Source organism: Comamonas sp. 14P8.1.4 (assembly GCF_057799285.1).
Window position 1 is genome coordinate 79,929 of the sequence record NZ_JBYOKN010000005.1, and the last position, 19,880, is coordinate 99,808.

Below are 19,880 nucleotides of genomic sequence, written 5' to 3' on the forward strand. Positions count from 1 at the left end.
GCACACCTCGTTCAAAAGGAGCGCAAATCATGGATCAACAACAACCCGGCACGGCTTGCTACCTGGTGAGCGAAGCCAATGGCACACGCTCGCGCGATGTGGTCACGCTAGCTGAAGGCGTAGTACGCAACCCCGGCACGGTGCTGGGCAAGGTCACGGCCACCGGCAAATACGTGCCCGTGGATCCAACCAATGGATCAGGCCAAGGCGAAACACCTGACGGCAGCCAGATCGCCGTGGCCGTGCTGTTTGCTGCGGTGGATGCCACTGCAGGTGACAAGCCCGCCGTCATCACAGCCCGTGATGCCGAAGTGGAGGCCGCAGCCCTGATCTGGCCCGCAGCTATCACCACCAACCAAAAAACCGCAGCACTGGGCCAGTTGGCAGCAGTGGGCATCGTGGCGCGCTGATTGCGCCGGAAAGACAAAAGGTACACCACATGGCAGACCTCGCACTCTTGGCATCGCACGCCGCTTTCAGTATGACGTCACTGTCTGCGGCCATTCAAAAAGCACCTTATGTGCCGCAACTTTTGGGGCAGATGAACATCTTCACCCCAGACCGTTCACGCACCACCACCATTGCGGTGGAGGAAAAAGGCGGCGTGCTGTCGCTGATTCCCATCAGCGAACGTGGTGCACCGCTGGAAGAAGGCAAGGGTGAGCAGCGCACCATCAAGCACTTTGCCACCAACCGCATTGCGCGTGGCAAGACCTTGTATGCCCACGAACTGCAGAACATTCGCGCCTTTGGCGAAACCAGCGAACTGCAGGGTGTGCAGAACCAGATTGCCGACATGATGAACGGCACAACGGGCTTGCGCGCTGCGGTAGAGCTGACGCATGAGCACATGCGCCTGGGTGCCGTGCAGGGCAAGGTGATGGACGCTGCAGGTAATGAGCTGCATGACTGGTTTGCCGAGTTTGGTATTGCCCGCCCAGCCACCATCGATTTCGACTTTGCGAGCGCTGATGACAAGCAGGGCAAGGTGCGTGTGAAGTGCAATGAAGTGATCCGCACCATGATGCGCGGCAGCCATGGCGCTTGGTTGCCCGGTATGACCCGTGCCGTGGCTCTGTGCGGTGACAAGTTCTTTGACGACTTGGTCAGCAATGCAGAAACACGCAGCACTTACCTGCAGCAGCAAGGTGCTAGTGAACTGCGCAACGATGTGGGTCAGGCGTTTGGCAGCTTTCGATACGGCAACATTGACTTCATCAACTACCGGGGCACGGACGATAAGAGCACCGTAGCTATCAATGACGACGAGTGCCAGTTCTTCCCAGTGGGTGCGCCGGATGCATTCAAGGTGGGTTTCTCGCCGGCAGAGTTTCTGCCCTTTGTGAACACCCCCGGCCAGGACGTGTACGCCATGGTGGTGGTTGATAAAGACCGCCAAGCCTGGGCGCGTCCTGAGGTGTACAGCTACCCGCTGTTCATGTGCACCCGCCCCGGGATGCTGCAACGCGGCAAGCGCAAGGCCTAAGCGAGCAGGCACTTCATGACGCACAACCTTGCTCCCTTTGCTGCGGTTGAGGCCCTGATTAATCAGGGCGTGAGCCAGCTGCTGTCTAACGCCACGGCAACGTGGCAAGGCGGTGGCCATGCCTTTGGCGTGATCTTTAAGCGCGGCGCAGATGAGGGCTACATGCCTGAGGCGGTGACTGCAATCACGCACACCGTCTCCATGTGCATAGCCAACGCGCCTGGCATTGCAGAGGGGAGTAAGGGGCTGTGCATCAACGGCCAGCACTGTGAAGTGAGTGGGCCTGTAGTGCCCGACGCCTCGGGTTGGGCCACTTTCCCCATCTTCTTTGGGCAGGCTGTCTGATGCTGGCGCTTGAGCAAGTCATCCAAGAAAGGCTGCGCGCCTTGCCTGCCTTTACGGGTTGGCAAGTGCGTGGTGCCACGGTCTCCGCTGATAGACGCGGCGTCCCTGCGGTGGACGTACGCATGGCGGGTGCCAGCGTGCCACAGGTGCGAAAGCCTGCAGTGACGTTGCAGCCTGAGTGGTCAGTCACGTTGGTCGTGCAGCGCGGGGATGCGGCAGCAGGTCAGCTGGATGCCGCACTGGATGCCGTCATTGGAAGTCTGCACAACTGGCGCCCTGTGCATGCAACGCGCAGCTGGACTGAGCTGCAGGTAGGCCGTGTGTCCGAAGCCGCATTCAGCGAAGCTGGCTTGGTCGGCTACGAAATCACTTTCACCACGGCGGCTGTCTTTGACGGTCAGCCATAACCATCTTTCTGGAGCACCGCGATGCCCATTCTTCACGAAAAAAGCCAGTACCTGATCGCACGTGGCCGTGTGTACTTTGATCCCTATGACGCCAGCGAGCAGCTGACCGGCGAAATTGATTTGGGCAACTGCCCGGGGGTAACCCTCACCATCAACACCGAGAAGGCTGAGCACTTCTCCAGCCAGGGTGGCCTGCGTGAAAAAGATGGTGCTTGGGTAGTTCAAGTGGACCGCACGGGCACGCTGACCTGCGACAACTTCAGCCCCAAGAATGCTGCGCTGTGGCTGTCTGGCGTGCATGAAGTCAAGTCTCAAGCCGCAACTCCTGTAGTTGACGAAGAGCGCAAGGTGTTGCCTGGCCGTCAGTACCAGTTGGGTGCAACAGCCTCTAACCCCTTGGGTGTACGCAATGTGTCGGCCGTAACGGCGAAATTGAAAACGGGTGGCACAGCGTTGGTGGCTGGTACCGATTTCAACGTGGAGCTGGCCACAGGGCGCGTGCAGATTCTGGAAGGTGCTGCCATCACTGCTTCCACTGAGGTGCTGTTTGGCTATACGCCTGTGGCTGGTTCGTATGAGGCGGTCAAGTCTGGCGCCTCTGCAGAGTTGACCGGCGCGCTGCGCATCGTGTCCGACAACGCAGCCGGTGGTGACCGCGACTGGTACCTGCCCAAGGTAACGCTGACCCCCAACGGTGATTTGCCACTGATTGCCGAGGGCACCGATGTGGTGGCGATGGAGTTTGGACTGGAAGCGCTCAAGCCTGCCAATGGCGAAGCCATCTACTGCAACGGTCGCCCCGTAGCCCCTTAATCCACCCCTTGCACAACCGCCCGGCATGGCCGGGGCGGTTTGCCCTGTGGCCGTTATGGCTGCAGCGCAAACCGTAAGTCATCACTTGCTACCAAACACATGGCCTTCAAACCTATTCAGATTGTCATCAACGCCAAGGACAACGCGTCTGCGGTGTTTGGCCGCTTAGAAGGCAAGATCAAAGCCGTAGGGATTGCCGTTGCGGGGTACTTTGGCATCAAGGCATTTGCGGGTGGCATTCAGGGCGCTGCAGAGTTTGAAGCCGCCATGAGCCGTGTAAAGGCGGCCACTGACGGCACGGCTGAGGAAATGCAGCTGCTGACCAAGGCTGCGCAAGGTGCTGGCACTAATACTAAGTACACCAGCGTAGAGGCAGCGGGCGCGCTGGAGAATCTTGCCAAGGCCGGCCTGAGTGCGGGTGACTCCATCAAGGCGCTGCCTGCTGTATTGGCGCTGGCGCAGGCTGGTGATGTGGAGCTGGCAACTGCAAGCGAGTATGTGACCAAGGCCGTTATGGGTATGGGCTTGGCCTTCGATGATGCCGGGCGCGTAGCGGACGTGCTGGCCAAGGGTGCCAACGCTACCAACACCAGCGTGGAAGGACTGGCGCAGGCGCTGAGCTACGCCGCACCTGTGGCCAATTCGCTGGGCTTGAGCCTGGAGAGCACGGTCGCCATGATGGGCAAGCTGGCTGATGCTGGCATTGATGCCAGCCGTGCAGGTACGGCGCTCAACAGCGTCTTGAGCCAGTTTCAAAACCCGGCCACCAAGTTCCGGCAAGAGCTTGGTGCACTTGGTATCGTCACCAATAACTTCGATGATGCGTTGCGTCAGCTGGCTTTGAAGGGGCCCGCAGGGGCTAAGGCCATCAATGCGGTGGGTCTGGAGGCGGGGCCTGCATTGCGCGCCTTGCTCAACCAGGGCATGGGTGCGCTCGATGAGCTGACCGAAAAGTTGCGCAATGCTGAGGGTAGTGCGGCCGCTGCAGCCAAGACCATGCAAGACAACTTCAGTGGCTCGGTGCTGGGGCTCAAAAGTGTCTGGCAGTCTGCGGTGGAAGTGCTCAACACCCCTGTGCTGCCTGTGCTACGCAAAGGGGTGGATGAGCTGACGGCTGCCATCCGCCGGGGGCTTGAAGATGGCACGGTAGCGAAGTTTGGCCAGATACTGGCTACGGCATTTGAGACGGGCATCAAAGCCTTCCGCGAGTTTGTTGCGACTTTTGATGTGAACGTCATTGTGCAGCGTGCGCAGGTCATGGCCAGCGACGTGGGCGGCGCCTTCGAGCGCATTGCGGCAGCAGCACGGCAGGCAGGCTTCGGTGTGCAGACGGCCTGGGGGATCATGTCGGCGGGTGCCAGTGGCGTGTTGACCGTGATCTACGGTCTGGGTAGCGCAGTCACTGCGGTATTCAGTGGTATCCAGCATGGGCTGGCTTTGCTGTATGAGGGGCTTAGCAAGATCACTTTCGGTGAAATCTCGCGGGCCTATGCGCAAGCCGCCAATGATGTACGGGTGTCTGCAGAGGCCACGTGGGCAGCGGCTGAGGCCCTGGTGGAGAAATCCAATCAGTCCATTGGTGCCATGGCTGAGTCGGCAGAATCGGCACGTGCAGGCTGGGCAGGGCTGACCGAGGCAGCGCAGGAGTCAGAGCAGCAGCTGACAAAAACGGTGGGCGCGGTGGGGCAGCTGGGAGAGGCAACGCGGCAAGAGGCTGAGGCTGCTTTCCTTGCGATAGAAGCGCAGGACAAAAAACGCGAGAGCGATGAGGCTGCCGCCAAGTCTGCAGAGGATGCCAAAGCCGCCGTGGCAAAACTCAAGCAAGAGTATGAAGCGCTCATGCAATCCGGCAGCCTGCATGACGCTGCCCAGAAGCTGCAGGAGATTGACCGTGCCCAGCAGGCGCTGTCCAAGTCCGGTGTGCAGGCCGCAGATGCAGCAGCGCTGCTGGAGCAGGCCTACAAGGACCTGGGCCTGAAAACCAATGCCGAGCTGCAAGAGGCCGCTGACAAAGCCCGCAGTGCTTTTGAACAGCTGGCCAAAGATGGCACCCAGCCCCCGCAGCGCATTGCCGAGGCCTGGAAGGTCATGGCTGAACGTGTGATTGCAGCCAACGGTGATATTGCCCCGACGTGGCTAAAGACGGAGGCTGCTGTCAAGGGCTACGAAATCTCTTTGGACCGTGCCGGCAAAGCTGTGGTGAATACGGAAAAGGCCACTGCGCGTGCAGCAGGGCGCATGGTCAATGACTTTGACAAAGTGGGGCGTGCAGCAGACCGGGCAGGAAAGCGTATTGCTGGCATGCATAGCGCGGTTGACTATCGCGGCCCCGGAGATCAAGGACGTTCTGCTTTTGGCTCGCCCAATATTGCCCAAAGAGGAACTACCAGTCCCATTCAAAACTTGGTGCCCGTTTTTCAGACGGAAGAAGAGCTGGATGGCTGGTGGAAGGAATGGCAGCGTCAGTACAAAGAGCAAAACCCCTTTGACACCAAGAGCCGTGGTCAGCTTGGCAACTACCAATATGACACCACCAAGTTTGCGATGGAGGGGGCACGCAAGCAAATCAAGCTGAAACAAGCAGCCAATGCTGGCAAGCAACCGTCGCCACGAGCAGAGGTGCAGTCCCCACAGGAGACCACGGCGCAGCAGCTGGTAACGCAGGTTCACCGCCATGAGATCTCTATAGGTGGGCGTGAGTTAGGTGCAATCAAAACGGATGAAGTAGGCAGCAATGTGCTGCAGCAGCTGATGGGTGAGCTGGAGCGCAGCGCCAAATTAACTGGAGCAGCGTTCTGATGGCATCTCACTTCTTGAATGGTATTGCTTTGCCCAGCGGCATGCTGTGGGTGGATGAATTCGTCTGGGTATCGGCGCAGCGCAGCGTAGAGCGCAGTATCACCGGCGCACAAATTATTGATCTCGCGCCCAAGGTGGGTGGTCGTCCCATCACCTTGCAAGGCGCCCAGGATCAGGGGTGGATTCGCCGCGCCACTTTGCTAGCTGTGCGTGAGCTCGCGGACGATCCAGAAGGCCGTTATGAGCTGACGCTTGCTACGGGCGAACAGTTCTTGGTGATGTTTGCGCCAGAGGACGCCATCGAGGCCCAGCCTATTAGCAGGCCTGAGTTGCCTGCTCATACCAACCCTTATGTCGCCACGCTGCGACTGATTACGGTTTAAGAACGAGGACAGGCGTGCAATGACCAGCATTCAAGATGGCGATATCAAGCTGCTCAAATCTAAAGTCATGGATGACGTGCCAGAGGGCGGCGGCGGCCCCTCTGGGAACGTCATTGGATGGGGGCAGAGTAATGACGTTTTTGAAGACATCACTGAAGTAGCGCGTGCTGGTGGGCAGGTCAGTATTCGCCAACTGTTTGGTGCTGTACAGACTGGCAATACAGATCCGCTGATGGATGCCAACATCATCATCGACCAGCCTGCCACCGACACCAATGTCAGTGTCACTATTGCAGCGTGTGGCCCCTTTGCCAAGCGCAGCGAGATTGCCTCTGCCATTGCCAACTATCTCATTGCAGGTACCGAATGGAATGGCATCTTGCTGGGCAACCATGTGCTGGGCCAGGGGAACATTCAGATCTTCCACCGCGTAGGTACGTCTGCGCCGCCTATTGGTCGCACGCTGGTGTTGGTGCAGGACGAAGGGAAATCGACGGAAAAGCGCCAGTTTGTGCGTATCACACGCTCGGAGACTGAAGAGCGCACGTTCTCTTACTCTTCTGGCTCTGGTGAGGTCAAAGACTTTCAGGCCATGGTCACCACTTGCGAAATTGGTAGCCGCCTTGCCAATGCGTTCATTGGCAGTGAGCCCAATCGTATGTTCGCGCGCACTGCAGGTGCCACCATGATCCGTGACACCACTGTGGCTGATGCCATCCAGTTTTACGGTGCATCCCCCATGACAGCGGCATACACCTTGGGTGACCCGTTGCGACAGGTAAAAGTGTCCAGCATCTACACCCAATTGGTGCCCAGCAGCCGCACTGAACGCGTCAGCCTGGATCAGCGCCCTGCTGCCATGCGCAGCATCACGCTGGCAACAGGGCCGCGTGAGGTGACAGTGCCCATCACGCCACATACCTACCGTTTCAAGGTGGGCCAAGAAAACAGGGGGTATAGCTGGACGGCCATCTTGCGCCCTTTCCCCAGCCCTGGCACGGTGGTGGTGAGCTTCATGGTGCTGGGTACCTGGTACACCTGCCAAGACAATGGTGCAGGCGAGTTGGTTGGTGATGCCGTGGGCACCATCAACTACACCAATGGCTCTATAGCTATCACGTTGCCTGCGTTGCCTGATGTGGGCTCAGCCATCTTGTTTCAGTGGGGCGAGACCACAGGCTTTGTCAATCGCAGCAGTACCTTGCTGCAAGTGCGTCAGCCTGAATACATGCTGCAGTTAGATCATGCAGGTATCAAACCCGGCACGCTGCAGATTCAGTGGGAAAGTAGCGGCCAGCTTAAAACTGCGACTGACACTCTGGGTGTGCTGACCGGTGATGCTGCTGGTGAGATCAACTACGCCAGCGGAGAGCTGTTGATCAAGCCAGTGCTGGCGGCCTGGATCGATGCGCAAGGCGAATTCAGCATCACTTACCAGTACGCCACCATCATTACCAAGAATGTGGTGGCCAGCACCGATGCGGCAGGCTTCGCCACCATCGGACTGGACAGCGTGCCCGCAGCGGGCAGCGTCATGGTGCAGTGGGTGACGGCACGTAATGTCACCGCCAGCAGTGGTGGCAGTAGCACGGGGGCATCTGCGGGCAAAGGAAGTGGCAAGCACATTGGGGCTTTGGCCCAAGGCAGTGGCGGTTTTAAGCCCTTGGTGCGCCAGTACGGCATTCCTAACGGAGTCAGTCAGCAGGCGGTCTACAGCACCAGCACGGTGGCCAGCAGCAAAACGCAAGAGCTGCAGACGCATTCGCTCACCGATGATGCAGCGGGCAGCTTTGGGCCGCGCGGAACCATCAACTACGCGGGCAAGAGCTTGACGTTGAAGCTGGTTGATCTAGATGCCAGCACCGATGGCTATCAGAGCAGCTACGAAAACAGTACAGACTTTGAAAACGCCACCATGAACGGCGGCAGTGTCAGCAACAGCTCCGCACAAAAAGGTGGGCAAAGCACCACCGTGACCGTGTCTGAGCAGGTACTGGCAGCCAGTACGGTACAAGTCACGTATGCAGAAAGCTTTGCCAGTCCGCTCACGGCCGTGCAGTCGTGGCAGCCGCCTGCGGTGAGTATTGACCTGTGTCCCTACACCAGCCAGTACGTGGTTCCCGGCAGCGTGCAGTTCACCTGGATGGGCCACAGCTATATGGATGTGGATGGAGACATCATTCGAGACCGCACCTCTAGCAACCCCGGCACAGTTGCGGGGCGTATGGACTATGCCGCAGGCATTGCCTATTTGAATGACTATGTCGTCACGACTGCAGCCCCGCTGGTGTTGGATAGCCTTTGGACCAGCCGCAAGGACTGGACGGCAGGCAGTGTGTTCTTTCGCACCCCGGCTGCGCCTGTGGCTGTGCAGGGCATCACGCTGAACCTGTCTGATGCACAAGGCAACGCACTCACCCTTACACCGGATCTGGAGGGCTACTTCAATACCTCGCAAAGCCGTGGCCGGATTGACTACCAGGCAGGACTGACGGAAATCCAGTTTGGTGCTTTTGTGGATGTCGCCACGCTCACTGATGCCGAGCGTGCCGAGTGGTGGTTCGACCAGGCGGACGTGGGTGCTGTGCAAGCGGGCAAGATCTGGAAGCCGCTGCCCGTTGACCCAACCACACTGCGATTTAACAGTGTGACCTATGTGTACCTGCCACTGGATGCAGACATCATTGGCATGGACCCCGTGCGCCTGCCCAGCGATGGGCGTGTGCCGGTGTTTCGCAACGGCTACTACGTGGTGGTCGGTCATACTGGTGTGCTGCCTGCCGCCAGTTTGAGCAATGGCCAGACTATTGACTGCGCCCGAACACGCTTGAGTCGGGTATGGATCGTGGGGGCAGACGGCAAAAAAATCCAGAGCGGCTGGAGCGTTGATCTGGATGCTGGGCTGGTCAGCATTGCAGATGTGAGCGACTGGGTCCAGCCCGTGCGTGTGCACCATCGCATCGAAGAGATGGCACGGGTATCAGACGTGCAGATCAACGGCACGCTCACGCTGACCAAGGCGTTGAGTCACCACTTCCCCGCAGGCAGTGTGGTCAGCAGTGCGCTGTACACCGGCACCATCCGTGCTCGTGTGAGCCATCTGTTTGACCAAGCCACCATTGATGCTGTCACCTGGTCTGACACCGTGGTGGGCAACCAGGCTGCTGCGCAATACAACGACACGGCTTTCCCTGTGGTGGTGACCAATGCAGGGGCATTGTCTGAGCGCTGGCTGCTCAAGTTCACCAACGCCAACACTGTGGAGGTTGTTGGTGAGCACGTGGGCAATCTGGGCACCTTCCCCATTTCGGCAGACATTGCACCCATCAACCCCAACACCAAGACAGAGAGCTTTGCGGGTGTGCCTTATTTCACAGTCAAAGCTGGTGGCTGGGGCGCGGGCTGGGCTGTAGGCAACGGTCTGCGCATCAACACAGTGGGTGCCATGCAGCCCTTTGCCTGCATTCGCACCGTGCAGCCCAGCGAGGCGGCGGGCACTGACTACACCTTTGGCCTGACAGTGCGCGGCGATATTGACCGCGTTTCACAACCTTGATCAGAAGAGGAAATATGCAATCTTCTCGCAGTCCTAAAGACACCAGCGTCAAGCTCTTTACCAGCGAAATGGTTGGTGCGCCTAGCTTGACTCAGGCGGCAGGTACTTTGATTGACGTGTTGTCCGCATGCCTGGTCAATGGGTTCGGCATGCAGCAAGTCAGCAGCTTTGTAGTGACACAAGGCGTGGGTCAAATCACAGTGCCTGTTGCCACTGGTTGGGAGCCGATGTGCGTCATTGATGTCGCCGGTTGTACCGACACCAGCTACAACGGCGAATACAAGCTGACAGAAGTTTCTGCTGACGGTCTGCGTGTGAGCTTTCCTATCGACGCACCTGACAGCGTAGTGTTGGGGGCGACCATCACGGTCAAACTGGCACCGGCGGGATGGCTGCTGCGTTTTGCTGATCCTGCAACCAACAAGGCGGTGTACATGCCGAGCACCCCTCAGTGGGCTGGGCATTGTTTGAAGGTTGAGGATTTGGCAGGCACTCACGCCTATGTGCGTGGGTACGAGTCAATGTCGGGTGTCGACGCAGGCCTAGGTGAGTTCCCCTCGCAGTCGCAAGCTGCCCAAGCAACTTGGGGTAAAGCATTTGGCACCGCTAGACCAAGTAAGTGGATCTTTTGTGCTGACCATAAACTCCTTTATGCAGGCATAGCAGCAGGGTATTCGTCAGCGGAGGGACAAATCTCGTATCTGATGCGTTGGTTTGGTGCATTTAACGCACTCACGCCACAGGATCAGCATGCGATTTCTATATCAATCCAAGTTGGGGTAACTATTACAACTGCCGTCTCTGTGGTCAGTGGCTGTGTAAGTCTTTCCACAGGCAGTGTTCAGACAAACATTTATGCGTCGCGGTCTGCAGATGGCGGTGTCATATCTGTGGCCGGCTTTATCGGCCCTCTGTACCCATACGCGGCAGATAGCGGAAGCGATGGGGGTTGCGGTCCGGCTGTTGGCTTAGGTATTGGGGAACTGGTTTTCGCACAGAAGTTTCTTCGCCACTCGACTGCTTCATACCCGAGAGCGCTAGTTCCCGGAGTTTTGCATTGCATGCATACGAATGCGAGCGGTGTACTCGGGTCCGGAGTCCGAGGACAAATTGGAAATCGCTCGCACCGGTTATTTTTTGGACCTGCGAGCGGTGGATCGAGAGCTGCTGATTACGTGTGCGCATTGGATGCAGAGGGGCCGTGGTCATGATTTGGCAGCCTATTTTCAGTCAGGACCTTCGCGGCGGCCGCGCGATGCTGGGTACACCACGCGGTGTGATCCATGGCACCGTTCAAGCCCAGCAAGGCGAGCTGCTGCAGCACGTGTGGCGGCGTGTGTGCCTGTTCATCCAGCGCGATGGGATGTTTGTTGGTCAGACATGGAGTGACAAGACCACGGGCCAATACCGCTTTGAACGTCTGGACGCTGCAGAAACCTACTTTGTCATTGCCTTTGACCACACGGGAATGCACCGTGCGGTGGCGGCCAATGACTTGTTGCCTGAGGTATCCGCATGAGTGCCGCAGATCCTATCTGGCGGGTGGCCCCGGCATTGCTGCTTGCCCAGCTGCAAGCCACGCTGGTGCGGCTTGATGCTCTTGAGGGGAATGCCAGCATTCGTCTCTACAGCACAGCACGCCCTAGTGAACTGGGGCAAGGCGGCACACCCATGGCCCAGGTGCAACTGGCACGGCCTGCGGGCGTGATAACGGAGGCGGGGCTGTTGCAGCTCACACCGGCAGACCCATCGGGCAGCATGGTGCTGGAATCTGGCACACCCCGCTGGGGTGAGTTGGTGGCCGCTGACGGGGCAGTACTGGCTGACGGTAATGTTACCGACTCGGCGAACGGCGGCTGCTTTCAGGTCAGCGGCGGGCAAACGCCAGAGGGTGATGATGCCCCAGTGTTCTATGCAGGCGGTTTGATCTCGCTGGCTGCAACTGCGCTGGGCTAGGGCAGCACATGGCAGGCACCCCACTTGTCTTTAAACAACAGCGACAAGGCACTGGTAACCCCGTGCAGCTGGTGCTGGGGGCAGATGAAGGCGCGCCCCAGCCAAAGTACTCGCTGGCAGCTGCTGGGCGCATTACGGTGGGTGTGGGCAGTGCGGTGCACGTGGCCACGGTGCAGCGTGTTGCAGCGGTGGGCCGTATCACTGGTGGTCTTCGCGGCAACGTTGCCGTGGGCTGGCATGTGAACGTCTCCCGCCCCAATGCGGCAATGGCTAGTGATTCAGCCCAGCCTGCACAGCCCCTGCGCGCGGGAATGCACGGCGTCTGGCAGCAATCGCAGCGCCAGCAAAGCAATGTGCAGCAGATTTGGAAAGACGCACGCCATGTGTCCGCCCAGGTGCGCAGCCTGTGGCAGCAGACGCAACCGTTGCGTGGCGCGGTGGCCGATGTCATGCAACAAGCCAGCACCGTGCGACACGCAGTGCAAAGCGGGTTTGAGCAGTCCTTGCGCCGCCAAAGCGCTGCTTTGGACACCATGCAAGACGCGCAGGCCATACGTGCCGCTGCCTTGGTGGTCTTGGAACAATCCCTGCGCCTGCGTGGTGACTTGCAAAACCACATGCAGCAAGGTGTTCCATCTGCGGGCCACTGGCTCACCGACTTTAGCCATGGCTTGCCATTGCGGGTGGATTTTGGTGATCGGTACCAAGACGCCACAAATCCAAGCCCCGGCCAGTGGGTGTGGCCACTGCCGCCCAACCCCCAGCCTTGCTATGTACCCGGTTTGCCTGCGGCCTTGGTGTTTGACCAAGCCTTCGCACACGGCCTGCCTGCTGGGCTGGTGTTTCGCTGCCGCAGCAAGACACCCGATCCGCAGCCTACGCCGCACTACGTTATCCCCTTACTGCCAGCCTATATGCAAGTTCACAACCTCACTGCACATCTACTGCCGGGCATGGAACCAGTGCCACTTACAGGCGTGGCCTTGGCTGCGGACGATGATGGATACGGCTGGAGCCTGACTGCCAACGGCCCTGAGCACCTGATGGAGCAGCTGGCACCTGTGGCCGGGTTGCCAGCCCGAGTACGGGTGGAAGTCAACGGAATTGCATTTGTGTTTGCAATTACCAGCACTGCGCGCAGCCGTAGTTTTGAGCGCAAGCGCGTGGCGGTTCAGGGAGTCAGCGTCACGGCCTTGCTGGGCGCACCCTATATGCCTCAGCAAAGCTGGCTCAGTACGGCAGACGCTACTGCGCAGCAGCTTGCAGTGCAGACACTGCAGTTCACTGGCGTAGGCTTGGACTGGCAGATTGCCGACTGGCTGGTCCCTGCAGGCGCATGGAGTTTCCAGGGCACACCCTTGCAAGCAGTGCTGCGTGTGGCTGAAAGCGTGGGCGCCGTTGTGCGAAGCCATCCCACGTCTGAGCAGCTCATCATTGCGCCGCGCTACCCCGTGTTGCCCTGGCACTGGACAGAGGCTGTGCCTGATGTGCAAATGCCTGCTGACGTCATCGTCACCGATGAGCTGAGGCCTGAGCCACGGCCCAACTACAACGCCATCTACGTTACTGGTGGCAGCGTAGGGGGCGTGCAAGGTCACGTGGTGCGCACCTTGAGTGCCCGTGACAAGTTGGCCCCATCGGTCCAAGACGACCTTATCACCCATGCAGATGCTGCCCGCATGCGCGGTCAGTGGGCACTTGCAGCCAGTGGCAACAAGCTGCTGCAAACCATCAGCATGCCCGTACTCACTGGTGGTACCAACCCCGGCATTGTTCGCCCCGGCCAGTTGCTGGAGGTTGCTGATACAGACGGCACCTGGCGTGGACTGGTGCGCGGGGTCAACGTCAGCGCAGCCCTACCCAAAGTGCGCCAGCAACTCACCGTAGAAAGAGTGGTCGTTGCATGAGCACCAACCTTTACAAGCGCCTCAAGAACCTGCTGCCAGATGCCCCAGTACTGACAGGCACCGTCAATGTGATGTTCGCAGATGGCACTGCAGAAATTGCCCAGGACGGTGGCAACGGTCTGCTGCGACTGCGTAACCCATTCCTGCTGGCTAGCGGTGAGCGGGTGTATGTGCAGGGTGGTGCAATCACTGGCCCAGCGCCTGACTTGCCCTACGTATTGATCGAAGTTTGAGCAACGCAAAGCAAACAGTACAGAAAGAGAGGCGCGCATGGACGACTGGGGCGACGAGTTACCGGTGATCAATATTGAGCAAGTCAATCAGCGTTTTGACAAAGGCAGTGAGCGCATGGCCGCCATTGAACGCGGCCTTGATGACACCTCACGTGAACTGGTGCAGAGCACCACTGAACTCGCCAGAGCGCGGCAAGAGCTGCATGAGCTGAAGCTGCAGCTGGCTGACCTGCTGGAATTCTTTGGTGCCATGAAAGGTGCATTCAAAGTCTTGCGCTGGCTGGGCATGCTGGCCAAACCAATGGCTGCCATCGTTGCGCTGGGTGTTGCCCTTGTTGGCGCGTGGAACGCAGCAAAAGGTATCTACCCCAAATGAACTTCAAGCAAAAACTCATCGCAGCCATCGGCACCGCTGCGGCTGTGGCTGTCGTGCCGCTGGTTGCCAAGTACGAAGGCACCGTGCTGCGCAGCTACCGTGACCCCATTGGCATCATCACCGCCTGCACCGGTCACACCGGACCAGAGCTGCGCATGGAGCAAACCTTCACGCGCCAGCAGTGTGAAGAAATGCTCTACCAGGACTTGGCCCTGCACGCCAATGCGTTGCTGTGCATCAGCCAGCCGCTCACTGATGGGCAGCGCGCCGCCTTCCTCAGCTTTGCCTTCAACGTGGGGGAGGGGGCCTTTTGCAAATCAACGCTGGTGCGCAAAGCCAATGCGGGCGACATGCAGGGTGCGTGCGCAGAACTCAGCCGCTGGACGTATGCAGCTGGCCAGCAACTACCCGGCTTGGTTAAACGCCGCGCTGTAGAGCGCCAACTGTGCGAAGGGGGCTTGGCATGAAAACCGCCGCTATCGCACTGGCCGTGGGCTTGGCAGTGGGCAGTAGCGGCGCATGGTGGGTGCAAAGTCTGCGTGCCAATGCCGCTATGGCCAATGCTTTAAACCAACAGTCAAAACAGGATTTAGCCCAGTCAGAGCAAAGGCAAGTAGCTACTGAAAATAAAGCAGTCGTGCTATTGCAACACGCTGCACAGCAACAGGACAACACCCATGCATACACCCAAGAAATTCAGCGGCTGGAAGCTGGCCGCACTGCTGATGCTGCCCGCATTGCAAGCCTGCAGCACAACCTGCGCACCACCGCCACCCAGCACGCCCAGGCTGCAAGCAACGCCGCTGCCTGCAGAGATCTTGCAGATCAACAACAGCAACTCGCAACCAGCCTTGCTGAGGGCGCGGGCGTGGTTGGAGAGCTTGTGGGCCTTGTCCAGCAGCGAGACGCCCAAGTTAACGCCCTGATGGGGCAGGTGCAGCTAGAGAGACGATTGTTGAGAGTGGAATAAAAGAATCCCACATTGCGTGGGATTCTTTCTTTGAGTAAATCTCTTTACCAGCGTGTGGTGTACATCAATCGCAGACCACGCTGAAAGCTGTGGCTGCTGCGTGTGAATTGCATTTCTGCCGCAAACGTACCCATGCGCGACTGAAGCCTGCTACCAAACCCCACCTGTACGCGGTTGCGCCCCATCGTGGTGCTGCTGATGCTGTAGCTTTGTGCAGGCCCGGCCAAGTCCGCATACCCAAGGCGCATATCGGACTGGTGGTCAAAGTCATGTTGCAGCTCCAGGCGGCCAAATGGCAACAGCGTACCCCAGCGGGTGTCATGGCTGATTTCGCCGCGTAAGCCCAGCGATGCAGATGTGCTTGTGATGTTTTGCTTTTCAAAGCGCAGCGCATGCCAGCCTGCTCCTGTTTCCGTGTATGCATCCAGACTGCTGCGGGCAAATTGCAAACGGCCGTAGGGTGAAAGCATCCACTGCTCAGTGCGCCATTCATAGCCAGCAGACAGGGCTGCAAACCACTGAGAGCCATCACGCTCGCCCTGGGCAAACTCTCCTGCATCGGCCGCCCAGCGGCGGGTCTCATAACTCATGCGGCTGTAACCCAGCACGCCGTCCACGAAATAAGCAGGTGCTGGGTTCCAACTGCCATACAGGGCGGTACTCACCCCTTTGCTGCGGTTACTGCTGCCTTCGCTGCCAATCTTTGTGCGGTCATAGGCAAAACCAATGCCCATACCCACCGTCCATTCTTTGCTCAGCAAATAGTCCATACCCATGGTGACGCCGCTGGTGGTAAAGCGCAACCCATCATCTTGACCGGCAGTGGCATCTGCAAAACCCCAATCCACCATGCCAGATGTCCAGTAGGCCAAACGAGGGCGTGTTGCGCTGCCCGGCTCGGCGATGGGGGTGTCTACTGCTTGCAGAGCTGTCATCTGCGCATGCTCAGGTGCCGCCTTCGCCATAAGTTGCTGTGCCACAGACGCAGAGCGGTTGCCGCTGGCAGCACCACCTGCCTCAGAAGGCGGTACATCTTGACCAAATACCTGAGCGCTGGAGGCAAAAGCCCGCTCTGTATTCAAGCCTTGCGCAGCCGCTGCTGCATTGTGCTGCGCGGCGCGGCTCCATCCTGGTGCCAGACTGCCACGCTCCATGCGGCCCTGGTTGGTGACGCACTCTTGCTGCTCCAGCAAACTGGTGGCTCCTCGGCAGTTGCGCACCTGGGTGTTCACCGCCCGGGGCATGGCCAGCTGCAATCCGTTCGTGAATGTGCTGCGCTGAGGGTTGCGCAAGTGTTCCAGCCGCTGGGAGAAGTTCATCAACTGTGTGCCCGCAAAACGCACGGCCGCTTGCTGTTGCGATGTGGTGACACCGCGCACATTCGCATCCGTTGTGGGGTCAGGGCGCGATTGCACCGCAAAGGTGACGAAGCTGGTGCCGGTGCTGCCGCTGGCGGCCAGCAGGCTAAAGCTCACCACCGCGCTGCCGCTGAAGGCCGCAGCCGGGGCAAAGCTCATGGTGAATGGGCCGGCCATGCGGGCGGTGCCCGCCGACGGTGGGCTCACCGACAGCAACGTGGCTGAGGTAAATGGGCCGCCAGTGGCACCGCGGGTCAGATCGACCGTAGCAGTCTGACCCGGCACCACGGTTTCATTGCTTGAAGGCACAACCACCCCCTGGCTCTGCACTTCGAGGCTGTAGAACTTGCTGCCGGTGGCGTTGTGGGCGTCGGTTGAGGAGATCGTGAAATTGAAGGTGCCGACTGTGCTCGGGGTGCCGCTCAGAACGCCGTTGGCCAGGGTCAGCCCGGTCGGCAGTGCACCGCTGGTGTGCAAGTAGCTGTATGGCCCAGTACCGTTAGCAGTGCTCAAGGTCTGGCTGTAGGCGTTGTTGGCGGTCGCGTTGGGCAGCGTGGTCGGGGTGATCGTCAGGCTCGGCGCCGATACGGTGATGGTCACGGTCGCAGGCGCCGAGGTGCCGCTGGCGTTGGAGGCGGTGTAGGTGAAGCTGTCGGAGCCGGAGTACCCGGCGGTCGGGGTGTAGGTAATGCTGGTGCCGCTGGCGGTGGCGGTGCCATGGCTTGCCGCGCTGGCCACGGCGACGCTGGTGGCCGCGCCGCCGCTGATGTTCAGGGTGATCGGCTGGGCGCTGCTGTTGGCGGCGATGGTAGCACTCACGGCGTTGGTCACAGGCGCCTGGGCGTAAATGGTGATTGAGTAGGCTTGGGAGCCGGTGGTGTTGTGGACGTCGGTTGAGGTGATCGTGAAACTGAAGGTGCCGACTGTGCTCGGGGTGCCGCTCAGAACGCCGTTGGCCAGGGTCAGCCCGGTCGGCAGTACACCGCTGGTGTGCAAGTAGCTGTATGGCCCAGTACCGTTAGCAGTGCTCAAGGTCTGGCTGTAGGCGTTGTTGGCGGTCGCGTTGGGCAGCGTGGTCGGGGTGATCGTCAGGCTCGGCGCCGATACGATGATGGACACGGTCGCAGGCGCCGAGGTGCCGCTGGCGTTGCTAGCGGTATAGGTGAAGCTGTCGGAGCCGGAGAACCCGGCGGTCGGTGTGTAGGTAATGCTGGTGCCGCTGGCGGTGGCGGTGCCATGGCTTGCCGCGCTGGCCACGGCGACGCTGGTGGCCGCGCCGCCGCTGATGTTCAGGGTGATCGGCTGGGCGCTGCTGTTGGCGGCGATGGTAGCACTCACGGCGTTGGTCACAGGCGCCTGGGCGACAATGGTGATTGAGTAGGCTCGGGAGCCGGTGGCGCCGTTAGCGTCAGTGGCGGTGACCGTCAGGTTGCGGGTGCCACTGGCGATCGGCGAGCCGCTGATCATGCCAGTGCTGGTATTCAGAAACAGGCCGCTCAGCAGGCTGCCGGCGGTGATGTTGTAGGTGTAGGGCGCGGTGCCGCCGGAGGCGCTGAGGGTTGCGCTATAGGCCATCCCGACGGTGCCGTTGCTCAGGGACCCGGGGATCAGGACGATGCTCGGCGCACTGACGGTGATGCTCACTGTGGCCGGGCTGGACGTGCCGCTGGCGTTGGAGGCGGTGTAGGTGAAGCTGTCGGAGCCGGAGAACCCGGCGGTCGGGGTGTAGGTAATGCTGGTGCCGCTGGCGGTGGCGGTGCCATGGCTTGCCGCGCTGGCCGGGGCGTGAAAGGCCCACAACAGGCATAGCACTGCCAGCGCTTGCAGCAGCTGATGGCCGCAGGCATACAGACAGTCACTGACTAAATGCCTCTTGGCAGGTAAAGGGTGGGAAGCAGCGCCCAGAAGCAGGCCAAGAGGATGAGACATGCAAATTCAGAACAAGATGAATAAAAAAAGCCTGTGGTCGCACAGGCAGTAGCCACTTTTTGTACAGAGAAGCAGTGGCATTTGCCGAGATGCTAGTAACAAAATATCACTTTGGAAATAACTGATTTCAGGTATTTTTCAAAATTTGTATGAACTTTGAGTAGCGGTATTTACAACGTGCGCTAGTTCATATAGACGCAGTTAAGGTAAGCCTGTGTATGGCTGTGCCAGCAGTACCTTCACGCATTCATGCAACCCCTGCCAGTGCAAACCGGCAGGGGTTTTGTGCATAAAAAATGAATGAAATATGCCTCTAGCGCTTACCCGGTAAGCGCTGGTAGCTATTAAATTCAAATATTTAATTACCCGCACATCACACAAACACCGCCCGGAACGTACCGGGGGGCAGGGGCTTGCCGTCGTGGCCAATGTGGGGTGGTAGGGCGACTGTCGTGGTTGACCTGACGGCGGTGGATAGCGGCGCGGCAGGCGTGGTGGCGGGCACCATCGTCACCGCAGTAGCTGCGCAGCGCTCACGGATCTGGGCGCGCTCGGTCAGGCGTTGGGTGCAGGCAGAGGCAAGGGCTGCCAGCTGCGTGTCGCTGGGCATGATGTCGGCTTTGGCAATGTACTGCGTCAGCTCGGGCAGGCTGGCAATCATTTGCCCGTCGGCCACCTCTTTGGTCATGGGCAGGCTGGGCTGGCCGCTTTGGTCGTAACCAAAACTCAGCAAGTAGCGGGCGCGGCGCCAGTCGGCGTTGCTGCCGCTCATCACCGCATCAAACACCGCTTGCATCACTTGCGCACCGGCTTGGCTGGCCAGCGTTTGGGCCAGTTGCAGGCGCTGGGCGTCTTGAGCGGGTTGACTTAACTCTGCCTCCATGCGGTTGAAGGCAGTCAGGTAAGCCACTTTCCACGCCGCAGCCTCTTTGCCGGTGAAGCCCATGGCCAAGAAAACAAAGCCATCACGGGTGATGCGGTAGGCCGGGTCTTGGCGGGTGCGGCCAACTCCCAAATCGGTGATGTTTTGTATGGGTGCAAAATTGCACCCATAGAAATCTGCATCCACCGTGTTGCGCAAATTGCGAATGGCGCGCATCACAATTTTGTGCTCTTTGCCGAAGTGTTTGGCAATCTGGTTGCTGGTGGTGGTGACGTGGCCTTCAAAGACTTGAAGGCTAGGGGCTGCGATGGCAACGGACGTGCCTGTGCTGACTTGCGACATGACTTGCTCCTGTGTGAGACTTTTTAGTGCCTGCCGCAGCGTTCTTACGCACTGCAGTAGGCGGCCGGGAGGTTAAGAACTCGTACACAGCCGAGCGGACTTCTTCCCCTTGCGGGTGTTGTATCCGTCGCCCTCCC

At 59.4% G+C, this 19,880-nt stretch carries 18 protein-coding genes; 16 read left to right on the forward strand and 2 right to left on the reverse strand.

Translation table 11 applies throughout. From position 1 onward, the window contains the following. Positions 1 to 29 precede the first annotated feature (29 nt). The 16 genes from AC27VO_RS10720 (at position 30) to AC27VO_RS10795 (ending at position 15,231) form a co-directional block, all read left to right on the forward strand. Positions 30 to 410, forward strand: coding sequence for a head decoration protein (locus tag AC27VO_RS10720; protein WP_488666706.1), 381 nt, complete (start codon positions 30 to 32; stop codon positions 408 to 410). A 29-nt stretch (positions 411 to 439) separates the two neighbouring features. After that, positions 440 to 1,486 (forward strand): major capsid protein, encoded by a 1,047-nt coding sequence (locus tag AC27VO_RS10725; protein ID WP_488666707.1) that lies wholly within the window; start codon positions 440 to 442, stop codon positions 1,484 to 1,486. A gap of 15 nt (positions 1,487 to 1,501) precedes the next feature. Then, complete coding sequence (locus AC27VO_RS10730; protein WP_488666708.1) at positions 1,502 to 1,831, forward strand: hypothetical protein; 330 nt, start codon at positions 1,502 to 1,504, stop codon at positions 1,829 to 1,831. 41 nt (positions 1,832 to 1,872) lie between these two features. Continuing rightward, on the forward strand, positions 1,873 to 2,238 hold the full coding sequence (locus tag AC27VO_RS10735) for a hypothetical protein (protein WP_488666709.1): 366 nt from the start codon (positions 1,873 to 1,875) through the stop codon (positions 2,236 to 2,238). Between the two features lie 21 nt (positions 2,239 to 2,259). Next, the gene (locus AC27VO_RS10740; protein WP_488666710.1) at positions 2,260 to 3,051 is read left to right on the forward strand and encodes a phage tail tube protein; all 792 of its coding nucleotides are present in this window, start codon (positions 2,260 to 2,262) and stop codon (positions 3,049 to 3,051) included. Between the two features lie 99 nt (positions 3,052 to 3,150). Further along, positions 3,151 to 5,850, forward strand: a complete 2,700-nt coding sequence (locus AC27VO_RS10745) for a phage tail tape measure protein (protein ID WP_488666711.1) — start codon at positions 3,151 to 3,153, stop codon at positions 5,848 to 5,850. Next, positions 5,850 to 6,233: a hypothetical protein gene (locus AC27VO_RS10750; RefSeq protein WP_488666712.1), complete on the forward strand. Its 384-nt coding sequence runs from the start codon at positions 5,850 to 5,852 to the stop codon at positions 6,231 to 6,233. The genes AC27VO_RS10745 and AC27VO_RS10750 overlap by 1 nt, the downstream gene beginning before the upstream one ends. Before the next feature lie 19 nt (positions 6,234 to 6,252). After that, positions 6,253 to 9,789 carry a hypothetical protein gene (locus tag AC27VO_RS10755; protein WP_488666713.1) on the forward strand — a complete coding sequence of 1,179 codons (3,537 nt, stop codon included), beginning with the start codon at positions 6,253 to 6,255 and terminating at the stop codon, positions 9,787 to 9,789. 14 nt (positions 9,790 to 9,803) lie between these two features. Further along, positions 9,804 to 11,000, forward strand: coding sequence for a hypothetical protein (locus AC27VO_RS10760; protein WP_488666714.1), 1,197 nt, complete (start codon positions 9,804 to 9,806; stop codon positions 10,998 to 11,000). Further along, complete coding sequence (locus AC27VO_RS10765; protein WP_488666715.1) at positions 10,991 to 11,308, forward strand: hypothetical protein; 318 nt, start codon at positions 10,991 to 10,993, stop codon at positions 11,306 to 11,308. The genes AC27VO_RS10760 and AC27VO_RS10765 overlap by 10 nt, the downstream gene beginning before the upstream one ends. Then, a complete protein-coding gene (locus AC27VO_RS10770; protein WP_488666716.1) occupies positions 11,305 to 11,745 on the forward strand; it encodes a hypothetical protein in 441 nt (146 codons plus the stop codon). Before AC27VO_RS10765 ends, AC27VO_RS10770 begins: the two co-directional genes overlap by 4 nt. Before the next feature lie 8 nt (positions 11,746 to 11,753). Then, the gene (locus tag AC27VO_RS10775) at positions 11,754 to 13,652 is read left to right on the forward strand and encodes a hypothetical protein (RefSeq protein ID WP_488666717.1); all 1,899 of its coding nucleotides are present in this window, start codon (positions 11,754 to 11,756) and stop codon (positions 13,650 to 13,652) included. Continuing rightward, positions 13,649 to 13,885, forward strand: a complete 237-nt coding sequence (locus tag AC27VO_RS10780; protein ID WP_488666718.1) for a hypothetical protein — start codon at positions 13,649 to 13,651, stop codon at positions 13,883 to 13,885. Before AC27VO_RS10775 ends, AC27VO_RS10780 begins: the two co-directional genes overlap by 4 nt. A gap of 115 nt (positions 13,886 to 14,000) precedes the next feature. Beyond that, positions 14,001 to 14,261 carry a hypothetical protein gene (locus AC27VO_RS10785; protein WP_488666719.1) on the forward strand — a complete coding sequence of 87 codons (261 nt, stop codon included), beginning with the start codon at positions 14,001 to 14,003 and terminating at the stop codon, positions 14,259 to 14,261. Further along, positions 14,258 to 14,728: a lysozyme gene (locus AC27VO_RS10790; RefSeq protein ID WP_488666720.1), complete on the forward strand. Its 471-nt coding sequence runs from the start codon at positions 14,258 to 14,260 to the stop codon at positions 14,726 to 14,728. The genes AC27VO_RS10785 and AC27VO_RS10790 overlap by 4 nt, the downstream gene beginning before the upstream one ends. After that, complete coding sequence (locus tag AC27VO_RS10795) at positions 14,725 to 15,231, forward strand: hypothetical protein (RefSeq protein WP_488666721.1); 507 nt, start codon at positions 14,725 to 14,727, stop codon at positions 15,229 to 15,231. The genes AC27VO_RS10790 and AC27VO_RS10795 overlap by 4 nt, the downstream gene beginning before the upstream one ends. A 44-nt stretch (positions 15,232 to 15,275) precedes the next feature. On the opposite strand, the gene AC27VO_RS10800 is transcribed toward AC27VO_RS10795, so the two are convergent. Then, entirely contained in the window at positions 15,276 to 18,518 is a 3,243-nt protein-coding gene (locus AC27VO_RS10800; RefSeq protein WP_488666722.1) for an autotransporter domain-containing protein, read from the reverse strand. 373 nt (positions 18,519 to 18,891) lie between these two features. Beyond that, the gene (locus AC27VO_RS10805) at positions 18,892 to 19,743 is read right to left on the reverse strand and encodes a Rha family transcriptional regulator (RefSeq protein ID WP_488666723.1); all 852 of its coding nucleotides are present in this window, start codon (positions 19,741 to 19,743) and stop codon (positions 18,892 to 18,894) included. Positions 19,744 to 19,880: the final 137 nt, after the last annotated feature.

What these genes read in the sequence shown, in the direction of transcription:
- AC27VO_RS10740 (WP_488666710.1), top strand. Translation starts at nt 2,260, where the DNA reads ATGCCCATTCTTCACGAAAAAAGCCAGTACCTGATCGCACGTGGCCGT.
- AC27VO_RS10785 (WP_488666719.1), top strand. Translation starts at nt 14,001, where the DNA reads ATGGCCGCCATTGAACGCGGCCTTGATGACACCTCACGTGAACTGGTG.
- AC27VO_RS10755 (WP_488666713.1), top strand. Translation starts at nt 6,253, where the DNA reads ATGACCAGCATTCAAGATGGCGATATCAAGCTGCTCAAATCTAAAGTC.
- AC27VO_RS10745 (WP_488666711.1), top strand. Translation starts at nt 3,151, where the DNA reads ATGGCCTTCAAACCTATTCAGATTGTCATCAACGCCAAGGACAACGCG.
- AC27VO_RS10780 (WP_488666718.1), top strand. Translation starts at nt 13,649, where the DNA reads ATGAGCACCAACCTTTACAAGCGCCTCAAGAACCTGCTGCCAGATGCC.
- AC27VO_RS10760 (WP_488666714.1), top strand. Translation starts at nt 9,804, where the DNA reads ATGCAATCTTCTCGCAGTCCTAAAGACACCAGCGTCAAGCTCTTTACC.
- AC27VO_RS10790 (WP_488666720.1), top strand. Translation starts at nt 14,258, where the DNA reads ATGAACTTCAAGCAAAAACTCATCGCAGCCATCGGCACCGCTGCGGCT.
- AC27VO_RS10750 (WP_488666712.1), top strand. Translation starts at nt 5,850, where the DNA reads ATGGCATCTCACTTCTTGAATGGTATTGCTTTGCCCAGCGGCATGCTG.
- AC27VO_RS10720 (WP_488666706.1), top strand. Translation starts at nt 30, where the DNA reads ATGGATCAACAACAACCCGGCACGGCTTGCTACCTGGTGAGCGAAGCC.
- AC27VO_RS10725 (WP_488666707.1), top strand. Translation starts at nt 440, where the DNA reads ATGGCAGACCTCGCACTCTTGGCATCGCACGCCGCTTTCAGTATGACG.
- AC27VO_RS10795 (WP_488666721.1), top strand. Translation starts at nt 14,725, where the DNA reads ATGAAAACCGCCGCTATCGCACTGGCCGTGGGCTTGGCAGTGGGCAGT.
- AC27VO_RS10805 (WP_488666723.1), bottom strand. Translation starts at nt 19,743, where the DNA reads ATGTCGCAAGTCAGCACAGGCACGTCCGTTGCCATCGCAGCCCCTAGC.
- AC27VO_RS10775 (WP_488666717.1), top strand. Translation starts at nt 11,754, where the DNA reads ATGGCAGGCACCCCACTTGTCTTTAAACAACAGCGACAAGGCACTGGT.
- AC27VO_RS10800 (WP_488666722.1), bottom strand. Translation starts at nt 18,518, where the DNA reads ATGTCTCATCCTCTTGGCCTGCTTCTGGGCGCTGCTTCCCACCCTTTA.
- AC27VO_RS10730 (WP_488666708.1), top strand. Translation starts at nt 1,502, where the DNA reads ATGACGCACAACCTTGCTCCCTTTGCTGCGGTTGAGGCCCTGATTAAT.
- AC27VO_RS10770 (WP_488666716.1), top strand. Translation starts at nt 11,305, where the DNA reads ATGAGTGCCGCAGATCCTATCTGGCGGGTGGCCCCGGCATTGCTGCTT.